At 61.5% G+C, this 9,592-nt stretch carries 11 protein-coding genes; 1 reads left to right on the top strand and 10 read right to left on the bottom strand.

Annotated features, from left to right (window positions below; all coding sequences use genetic code 11):
• Nucleotides 1–645 precede the first annotated feature (645 nt).
• The 5 genes from NKJ94_RS36390 to NKJ94_RS36410 form a co-directional block, all read right to left on the bottom strand.
• A complete protein-coding gene (locus tag NKJ94_RS36390) occupies nucleotides 646–1,143 on the bottom strand; it encodes a PDZ domain-containing protein (protein ID WP_352532480.1) in 498 nt (165 codons plus the stop codon).
• A gap of 102 nt (nucleotides 1,144–1,245) precedes the next feature.
• Nucleotides 1,246–1,497 carry a DUF982 domain-containing protein gene (locus tag NKJ94_RS36395; RefSeq protein WP_352531233.1) on the bottom strand — a complete coding sequence of 84 codons (252 nt, stop codon included), beginning with the start codon at nucleotides 1,495–1,497 and terminating at the stop codon, nucleotides 1,246–1,248.
• 516 nt (nucleotides 1,498–2,013) lie between these two features.
• Nucleotides 2,014–2,613, bottom strand: a complete 600-nt coding sequence (locus NKJ94_RS36400; protein WP_352532482.1) for an NADPH-dependent F420 reductase — start codon at nucleotides 2,611–2,613, stop codon at nucleotides 2,014–2,016.
• Nucleotides 2,614–2,677: 64 nt separating this feature from the next.
• Nucleotides 2,678–3,112: an ester cyclase gene (locus tag NKJ94_RS36405; RefSeq protein ID WP_352532484.1), complete on the bottom strand. Its 435-nt coding sequence runs from the start codon at nucleotides 3,110–3,112 to the stop codon at nucleotides 2,678–2,680.
• Between the two features lie 54 nt (nucleotides 3,113–3,166).
• Complete coding sequence (locus NKJ94_RS36410; RefSeq protein ID WP_352532486.1) at nucleotides 3,167–3,832, bottom strand: hydrolase; 666 nt, start codon at nucleotides 3,830–3,832, stop codon at nucleotides 3,167–3,169.
• A 116-nt stretch (nucleotides 3,833–3,948) separates the two neighbouring features.
• Between NKJ94_RS36410 and NKJ94_RS36415 the strand changes: the two genes are divergently transcribed.
• Nucleotides 3,949–4,878, top strand: a complete 930-nt coding sequence (locus NKJ94_RS36415) for a LysR family transcriptional regulator (RefSeq protein ID WP_352532488.1) — start codon at nucleotides 3,949–3,951, stop codon at nucleotides 4,876–4,878.
• A 29-nt stretch (nucleotides 4,879–4,907) separates the two neighbouring features.
• On the opposite strand, the gene NKJ94_RS36420 is transcribed toward NKJ94_RS36415, so the two are convergent.
• From NKJ94_RS36420 to NKJ94_RS36440, 5 genes are all read right to left on the bottom strand, one after another.
• Nucleotides 4,908–5,423, bottom strand: coding sequence for an alpha/beta fold hydrolase (locus NKJ94_RS36420; protein ID WP_352532490.1), 516 nt, complete (start codon nucleotides 5,421–5,423; stop codon nucleotides 4,908–4,910).
• 328 nt (nucleotides 5,424–5,751) lie between these two features.
• Entirely contained in the window at nucleotides 5,752–6,021 is a 270-nt protein-coding gene (locus tag NKJ94_RS36425) for a hypothetical protein (RefSeq protein WP_352532492.1), read from the bottom strand.
• Between the two features lie 283 nt (nucleotides 6,022–6,304).
• Nucleotides 6,305–6,763, bottom strand: coding sequence for a PTS sugar transporter subunit IIA (locus tag NKJ94_RS36430; protein ID WP_352532494.1), 459 nt, complete (start codon nucleotides 6,761–6,763; stop codon nucleotides 6,305–6,307).
• A 56-nt stretch (nucleotides 6,764–6,819) separates the two neighbouring features.
• Entirely contained in the window at nucleotides 6,820–7,512 is a 693-nt protein-coding gene (locus NKJ94_RS36435) for a response regulator transcription factor (protein WP_352532496.1), read from the bottom strand.
• On the bottom strand, nucleotides 7,509–9,592 hold a 2,084-nt coding region (locus NKJ94_RS36440; RefSeq protein WP_352532498.1), incomplete at its 5' end, for a DUF4118 domain-containing protein. The genes NKJ94_RS36435 and NKJ94_RS36440, both read right to left, overlap by 4 nt.

A 9,592-nucleotide genomic window follows, 5' to 3' on the forward strand; every position in this document is an offset into this window, starting at 1 on the left:
CAATTCCTCCAGATCGAACACTGAACTACTTGACCCGTTGCCTTGTCACGAACCCCTTGCGAAAACACGCGATGAAGACCGAGTGCGCGTGATCCAGCTTCGCTCCTCGCAACGTGATCGGGAGGGCCGACATGCATTTGCCAGAGAAAGTTTGGGGGGCAGGTTTCCACGTAACTTTTGATCCATAGGCCGCTTTGCCCGGAGCTGTGCTATCGAACCGGCAGTCGATTGCTGCCGGCATCATGCCTTTCTTAGCCATTGCTTCGGAAACCCCGTTAAAACTTCCCTTCCTAAGCCATCCATCCGCACCGCTAGTTGAAACTGTGGTGCACCCTGCCAGGGATATGCTCGATATCAAGAGCCCGATGGCCAATGCATTGCCTACGAATGATCGCCGAGTGCCAACCTGATTCTGTTTCAGGCCGTCCCCACAACTGAAAGTAGTTCAGGCTCGATGGGGATACGGCGCGAAACAAGGGAGCGCCTCTTCTTTGGTTCGGCCGATCGCTTCTAGTCAGCAGCCGCGGGCCAGCCGCATCGCCTGCAAAGCCAAATCGTACGGGATAGGTTGATCGCGCAGCCATAGTCCGAACTCGCCATGAGGCACTGACGCCTTGACCGCGAGCATCCTCTTGCCGAGTGCGATCAGTTCCTCGCGGCGGCGCTGGCGCTTGGTGAAGCCCTGCCGGCCCTTTCCTTTGCCGTCAGCGAGCTCTCCCGGAGGCCCCGGAGGTGCACATAAAGGATGCCAGCTAGCGCATGCCCCTGATGAACGCGGCCGCGCAGCACGATCGCCATGGATGCGCCGAGCGGGATCGCGTCGAGAACCTCGAGCACGGCGGTCATGCCCTGCTCCACTAGGTCCGGACAGGCCAGCAGCAAGTCAGAGACGGCCGTCAGGCTGCTTTCTTCGATGAGCGCGTGCTTGCCGCGGCCCTCAGCCAGGACACACAGGACCAACCGTGCATGCTCAGCGCCATGATTGTCGATCAGCCGGCGGATGGAGCCGACGGCGCGCGTCTGGCCTTCTTTCGGATAGCGGCCCTTGGGGACGATCTCTACGTCGAATTCGCCACAGAGCGCGTCAACTCGCGGGTCGACGTAGAGTGCAGATCCGCGGCTCCAGCCTTTTCGCGCAAGCATTCGGCGTCTCCGCATGATCGACGCACGACGTTTGCACAAACGTAACGGCCGCTGCAAGAGTGATGCACGATGGACAGTGGTGGGGCACGCGTTGACGAGATATCAAGCGTTCAGGATTTTCGCTTCCTTGGCGGCGCTGAGAAATGCCACGCGCGCTATCTCCGGTGCGCTGCCGCCGCCGAGCACTTTCATGCACGCCATGCGAGCCTGGATGCGGCGCCCGGTTTCTCCAATGGGCCAGCGGTAAAGCAGCATTTCGGCGGCTTCGCGGGTGCTCGAAACACTGACTTTGCCCGAGGACAGCAAAACGGTCACGGGCTCTTCGAACGTGCCGACGTCTCGTTCGCAGGTCATATGCTGGTCTCCTTTCGCAACCTCCCCAAGACTTACGGCTGAACCATCCGTTCCGTTGCGTCACGTTTGTCCCGGTGGGCGAACATTCTGTGAGGATGGGACCTCGTCCAGAGCGGGGGCTTGATCGCTCAGACTAGACTCGCCAAGGCTTGCGGTCCTCAAATGGCGAGAACCGTCCTTATCGCTACGGGCCACTTGCCGGCGCAGGCATCCGCAGACGGAAGTCAATACTCATTTCTGGGGATGGTGTCGCTTGGCACTTAACTGCCAAGCGACACCTGTTCATATGCCTGCGGAGAAGAACGGCAAACCTGTCCGCACCATTCAGAATCTTGTAGGGTCACGTAGGCGTGGGTGGAGGCGGAACGGTGCACCGCCTCTGGTGATGATGCGAACTATGTTTACTCCATAGCGCTCTAAGGCCCCTTTTGATAAGAAACATGCTCGCGGCTCTTCGAAGCACTGCGGCTCAACCATCTCGACCGACACCTTGCGCGTTTCGAAGACCGCTCCCATTCACCCGAGCTTCACGAGGTTCTGGTTGGGGAGAGGACCGCCGGGAAATTGAGCGAGCTTGCCGCCGACCACCAGCGAGCCGAGATCGATCCCGGCGAATCCGAGCTGCTCGATGAGGGCGGCGACCTCTGCTTTCGCCGCGCCGTCAGCGCCGGAATAGAACAGCACGCGCTGTCCACCGTCCGAGCGGGGATCGGTGGCCAGCAATTCTGCGCGCAGGTAATTGAAGGCCTTCACGACGCGGGCTCCGGGCACGAGATCGGCGAACACCTCGCTCGACGCACGTCCGCCGAGGTCCACGGGCTTGAACAGCGGTGCTTCGATCGGGTTATTGGCGTCGATGACGATGCGCCCTTTCCAGTCTGGAAGGTCCGCCATCGCCGCCGGGAGATTTGTCCAGTTCACGGCCACGAAGACGATGTCGGCGCGCGCCGCTTCCTCGCGGCTGGCCGCTTTGATCTTGGGGCCAAAGTCGCGCACCAGCTCCTGCAAGGAGTCCGGTCCACGGCTGTTGGAGATCACAGCCTCGATCCCTGCGCGCGCCAACGTGCGCGCGAAGGCCGTGCCGATAGCGCCTGATCCGATGATTCCGATGGTCATATGATGTCCTTTCAGAAAGAGCGCGTCCGCGGCTCTCGACCGCGGCCGGCATGGCACTTGCGGATCACAGTTTTGGCGTCAGCGCGCCGAGCTGCTGCATCAGCGAAAATAGATTGGCCACGCCCCAGTGGTCCGTGATCTTGCCGTCACGCACTCGCATGACATCGACGGTCTCGAATTGAATTTCGCGGCCTGTCGGCACAATCCCGAAAAACTCTCCGCGGTGTGTCCCGTGATAGGTCTTGTAGGTCGTCACGCGGTCTCCATCGGCGAGCTGCCAATGGATTTCGGCGTGAAAGTCGGGAAACGCCGCGCGTAGAACTTTGTACAGCTCCCTCGCGCCGTTCTTGTCCGGCGTGCGCCCCGGCTGCGGCGTGTGGTCGAGGAAGTCGTCGGCGAACAACTCCTCGAACACCGCGAAGTTGCCTCCGCCCTGCACTTCCTCGGTGTTGCGCCGAACGACCGCCTTGGCGGCTTCGCTTGCGTTACTGCTGGTCATGACAAGGCTCCGATGGGCTGAGAGGTTTGGGCTTCGATTACTTGCGACGGCGGCTCACGCCCCGCCGCCGGCCGCCTGACCGAGCAGTTGCAGTTCCCAGGCGAGCGCGATGCCGGTGCCCCCGCCATGGTCGAGCAAAGTCGCGGCGCCCAGCTTCGCCGTCTCTTCGCGAGCCCAGTCGCGCTGCAACTCACCGGCCACTGCCATCCAGGTGATTGGAACGACGCCCGCCATCATCATGCGGCGCACCGCCATGTCGTGCGCCTCCACGCTGACGCCGCCTGACGCATCGGTGACAGCGTAGACTTCGTATCCTTCGCCGGCGGCCTGGATGGCCGGCATGGCGAGACAGATCTCCGACCAGAGCGCCGCCATGATGATCTTTTTGCGGCCCGTCTTCTTCACGGCGTCGACAACACGCACATCTTCCCAGGTGTTGATGAAGGTGCGGTCGATCGGCTTCTGATCCGGGAAGACATCTTGAAGGCCCTTGATGAGCTTGCCGCCGCGGTCCTCAAGGACGGTAGTCAGGATCGTCGGCACGCCGAAGATTTTGGCCGTCTTGGCCAGCGCGATGACGTTGTTCACGATCATCGTGGGTTCGTGGCTGTGCAGATTGGCGAATTGGAACGGCTGGTGGTCGATCAGCACCAGCACCGACTCTTCCGGGGTCAGCAGGGCGTTGAGGCCGTTCTTGGGAGCGTTGGACTGGGTGGGCATGGGCGTTGTCTCCGGGTGGCACTGCGTTGTGTGTCACCTAGCTATCGCCCTTTTATTGGCCTATAATTAGTCCGCAATGACTTGCAATTCTTACAAGCATCACTTGAAAAAAGCCCATGGAGACACTGGCCAACCTCGAATCCTTCGTCCGCAGCGCCGAAACGGGCGGGTTTTCCGCGGCAGCGCGGCGGTTGTCGCTCACGCCTGCCGCGGTGAGCCGCAACGTCGCGACACTCGAACGCAACCTCGGTCTCCGGCTGTTTCATCGCAGTACGCGCAGGCTGACGCTGACGGATACGGGTGAGCGTTTCCTGCTCGAGATCAGGGACAACCTCGAAGGGCTCCAGCAGGCCATTTCGAGCGTGGCGACGAACGGCGCAGAGCCGGCGGGAATGCTCAAGGTAAGCATGGGCCTCAACTTTGGGGCCGACTACATTCTCCCGATGCTGCCCGCGTTCCTTGCCTGCTATCCCGGCATCCGGCCCGATTGGCAATTCACGACGCGACAGACTGATTTGATCGCCGAGGGCTTCGATGCCGCAATTGGCGGCGGTATCGAATGGGGTCCCGGCGTCGTCTCGCGCACGCTCGCGCCGCTGCATCTGATCGCGGTTGCTTCGCCCAAATACATGAAGAAGCGCAGACCTCCGACCGACCCCACGCAGCTTTCTGCGTTCGATGGGATCGCATGGCGCTCATCACGGACGGGCCGGGTCCGCGAACGCATCATGCGCAACATCGAAGGCACCTCAGTTCCGGTAAAGCTCAAGGAGACAATCGTCCTCGACGACCCGGAAGCGACCTGTCGCGCGGCGCTGCTTGGTCTCGGCGTGACCTTGAACGCTGTGTGTCACGTCCTGCCGCATCTGGAGAGCGGCGCGCTCGTCCGCCTGATGCCACAGTGGTACATCGACGAAGGGCCGATCTCGATCTACTACGCGAGCCGCACGCTGCTCCCGTCAAAGACCCGTGTCTTTGTCGATTTCGTCGCGGACGCGTTTCGACGCCAGCGGCTCGCTGAAAGATTTGCTGGTAGTATTGGCTAGCCATCCGTGCGGCGCACTAACCATAAAGGCTACTCCGGCCCGCCGCCCCCGAGCTTGAACAGGAAAGCCCCGGACACGGTTGCATCCGGGGCCTCGTCCCTCACTGACGGCGATTGTTTCAAGCGTTGGCGGCCTCTTCGGTGAGCTTCGCCACCGCCTCGGGCTTTGAGACGTAGGCGGCATGGGTGCCATCGGTTTCGACGGTCTTTGCCCCAGCGCGCGGCCATCATGCGCTGGGCCGGCGGCGGGATCATGCGGTCATCGGCAGCGACCAGGTAGTAGCTCGGCTTCTTCTTCCAGGCCGGGACGGTGACAGCGCCGGCAAGTGCCTCGACGCCCCGGGGCACTTGGGAATCCGCCATGAAGGCCGCTGCTTCAGGGTCGACATCGGCGGCGAGGGAGGCGGCGAACTGCGCCTTGTCGAGGAACAGGAAGCCATCGACCGGCGGCAGGATCGGCGGCACGGGCGCGCCAGCGGGCGGATTGGCGATCAGGCTGGAGACCGACTCGCCCTCAAGCGACCCTGTTGGGCGCGCGATGTACATGTTGCCACCGAATAACACTATGACGACTACATTGCCGCTCGTGATGAAGTCGGGTTTATCGAGGCAACGACATCGGTGAAGGGTTGGACATCGCTGGTAGACGCGGACTTATTTTGTATCAGGCGGTCGTCCGAGTTAAAAGGTGCTAGCGCTGACTGAGCGCCACCGCCCTACGATTGAGTTCCACACTGCCTTTTTATGCAACATCTCGAAGCACAAAAGGCGAACGGCGGTGCAGCTGTTGGCGCGGCAAATAGCTAAGCTCAACTATCCGGCTTGAGCCCAATGCCCTACAGGTAGAAAGTCGCTCAGGGCGTCAACTTTCTGATTACCTGTCAGATGACAGGCGGCGTTTAAGCCGGTGCGCTGCAGTCAAATCAGCTTCTTCATCAACCGCATCTTCTTGGTCGGCTACGGCATCCCGCGACAGCATGATGAGTGCAAAGCCATCCCACTGCAGCAGCACCTGCTCATAGAGGGGAGCAGGCTTGCGCCCCCTTTCAACATTGGTCCATACGCCGGCGTCGGTTTCGTCGATATCGCTCGCGACGCCCAGCTCATGCTTGCGGCGCCGCAGCAGGGAATGGTCCGGAACCAAGAGAGGGGCAGCGCCTCCTTTCCCCCTAACGAAAAGGCGGAGGTACCTGAATCTTTCTTGCTCAGCCGGGACGCGCTAGGGAACTGTTCCATGCTTGACGCCTTGATCGCCGCCGCTGATCAGCTAAGTCGGCTTCTTGCTTGTCAGTCCCGGCTGTTATCCGTCCCGGCCCGCTGGGCGGACGATCAGTCCATTGACATTCTCCAGCCGCCCAGTAGCCCTCCGGTGGCTGGAGAGCGCATCGTTTCAAGCCGACCAGCTTTCATGTCTACGCTTCATTGATTCATTGTAACGATGTCGCCTGAAGAGTTATCGCCTCGTATAATTCCTCGACGCCCATGGCGTTCCGGATGTTTTTCAAAACCTCTTGCGAACGCAACTGCCGTGCGACGCAAGCAAGCGCGTTGAGGTGTTCATTTTTGCTTTCGCTCGGCATCAGCAGTAGGAAAATAATGTCCACGGGGACACCGTCGATGGCCTCAAAATCGATGGCTTTACCCAGCTTGGCGAGCATGCCGAATGGTTCGCCCACACCCTGCAACCGTGTATGGGGAATGGCGATCCCCTCGCCGATACCGGTGGAACCCAACTTCTCCCTGCCAAGAAGCGCTTGCAAGATCGAGCCCTCGGCGATCCCGAGCGTCTCGCCGGCTTTCGCCGACATGATCTGAAGACGAGATTTCGACTTAGCCGCGAGGTCAATGACCACGCTTTCCGGCCGGATGAATTCGACGACTTTCATATCGTTCTCATTTGATTTGTCTGGCGAGCAGAATTGGAGTGCACGTTGACGCCCACTTACTCGACTTCGCGCAGCCGATATCCGACGCCGGTCTCGGTGGTGATGTAGCGCGGCTGGTCGGGCGTCTTCTCGATCTTTTGCCTGAGCTGGCGGACGTAGACCCGGAGATACTGCACGTCGGTCGAATCGCCCCACACCTGTTTCAGCAGGAAATGGTGGGTGAGAACCTTGCCGGCATGCTGCACGAGGATGCGAAGAATGTCGTATTCCTTCGGCGAGAGCTTTATCTCCTTGTCCTCGACCTTGACGATGCGCTTCACCAGATCGACGGAGAGATCGCCGGTGTGGAACACCGGCTTTTCGCCCTGCTGCTGGAATTTGTGGCGAAGCGCCACGCGGATGCGTGCCACAAGCTCGTTCATACCGAATGGCTTGGTGACATAATCGTCGGCGCCGAGTTCGAGCGCCGAGACGATGCCGGCCTCGTCGGTGCGGCTGGAAAGAATAACCACGGGAATGTCCAGGCCATCATCCCGCCATTTGCGCAGCAGCTCATGCCCGCTCATGCCAGGCAGACCGAGATCGAGCAGGACAAGGTCCGGCTTTTCCGTCTCCATGAGTTCGATTGCCGCCCTGGCGTTCGGCGCCTCGCTGATCGAATAGCCCTGGCTGCCAAGCCCGACGCGAAGCAGTTTCCGGATCGGCGGTTCGTCATCGACCACCAATATCCTGACGTCCAGGCTCGTCATGCCAAATCGTCCATATTTTGATCGCCCGCATCGGGTTCGCCGAGGTTGGGCAGTTCCGACGGCGCCGGCATTCCTATGGTGAAGACCGCACCCGAGCGACCGGTTCGGTTTGCCGCCGAAATCGTTCCGCCCATCGCTTCGATGAAGCCACGGCAGATCGAGAGTCCAAGCCCGGTGCCGGCACGGACCTGATCGCCCTTGCGCACCCGGTAGAAGGTGTCGAAAATCCGCTCCAGATCATCAGGCGGGATGCCCGGCCCCTCGTCCATGATCTGCAGGATGACGGAGCCACTGTCGACCCAGCCCTGCAAGCGGATGGTCGAACCGGGCGGAGCATATTTTGCGGCGTTGTCGAGGAGATTGAACAGCGCCTGCTCGAACAGGACAGGGTCGAGCTTCAACATCGGCAGATCCGATGGGATATCGATCTCGGTCTTGTGCTCGCCGATGATTTTCCGGGTCCGCTGCAACGCGGAACCGACAATGTCGCCGACATAGTGAAGCGCATAGTTGGGCTCCATCGCGCCGGATTCGATCTTGGTCATGTCGAGCAAATTGGCGATGAAGCGGTTCAGCCTTTCCGATTCGTCGAGCACGGTCGACAGCAGCTCGGCCCGGTCGTGTTCGGGAAGCGCTGGAGCGAATTCCCTGAGCGTGCCGGCCGCGCCCATGATGGCGGCGAGCGGCGTTTTCAAATCATGGGAAATGGAGGTCAGCAGCGCCGAGCGCAGGCGGTCCGCTTCGGCCGCAAGCTTTGCCCGATCGACATCGGCGACAAGCTGGATGCGCTCGATGGCGACCGCCGCCTGGTCGGCGAGGGCATCGAGGAGGCGCTGCTGCTCCGGCGTCAGCAGCGGACCCTGCTTGTCGTTGTCGAGGCCGACCACGCCGATTGCCGTGCGTCCGGTCCGCAACGGCAGATAGAGGCGTTTTGCTCCCGGCAGCGTGTCGGCGCCGCGCCCCGCGGCGCGGTTATGCTCCCAGGCCCAGCGCGCCGCGGCGATGTCGGCCTCGGCCAGCGTGTCATCCGGTGGATAGCCGGCCTTGACCGTGATCGTGCCGTTTTCGGGCAAGAGGAGCACCACGCGCAACTTGAGCATCGAGGCGATCTGGAAAGCCGTCGCCCACAGAACGTCGTCGAGCGTGCCGGTGCCGGCGAGCTTCTTGGAAAAGAGATAGAGGTCTTCGGTGGCCCGTGCCCGTGAGCGGGCGGCCACCGCCTGTCGCTGCACGCGCGCCGTTAGATTGCTGGCGATGACGGCGACAACGAGAAAGATGGCAAGCGCAACAATGCTCTCTGGATCTCTAATCGTTAGGGTGTAGCGCGGCTCCAGGAAAAAAAAGTTGAATGCAAGGGCGCTGATGAAACAGGCGTACAATGCCGGCCAGAGTCCGCCGGTCACCGCCGATATCAGCACCGCCACGAGAAAGACGATCGCGAGATTGCGAACGTCGAGAAACTGGTCGAGAACTGCGCCGAACGCGAGCGAGCCAACGACGTAGGCCGTGGCAAGCAGATAGGGCCAGATTTGGAACTGCCCCTGCTCAGCGGCCGTCCTGACACCCCTCGAGGTCGCCTCGGCGTTCCGTTCGGTTCCCGAAATGACATGGACGCTGATGTCGCCAGCATTGCGGATGAGATCATAAGTGAGCGAGCCTTCGATCAGCTCTCGCCAGCGCGATCGGGTAGGCCTGCCGATCACGATATGGGTGAAGTTGTTCGCCGTCGCATGGCGAACGATGTCCTGGGCGACGCTCTGACCCGGAATGGTCGTCACCTCGGCGCCGAGCTGCTCGGCAAGGCGCAGGTTCGTCGCGAGTCGGTCCTTGTCCTCCTCGGGCATGCCGGCTGAACGAGGGGTATCGACATTAAGAGCGGTCCAGGGGGCGCGGAGCCGGTCGGCTAGCCTGCGCGCATAACGGACGCGGGCGGCACCGCCCGGACGCGCGTCGACGCAGACGAGAACCCTCTCGCCTGCCGCCCACGGCCCGGGGATGGCGTGGGCCTGCATATGGATCAGCAACTGCTCGTCGACCCGCTGGGCGGTGCGGCGCAGCGCCAATTCCCTGAGCGCCGTCA

Source organism: Mesorhizobium sp. M0060 (assembly GCF_040323155.1).
Classification (GTDB): Bacteria; Pseudomonadota; Alphaproteobacteria; order Rhizobiales; family Rhizobiaceae; genus Mesorhizobium.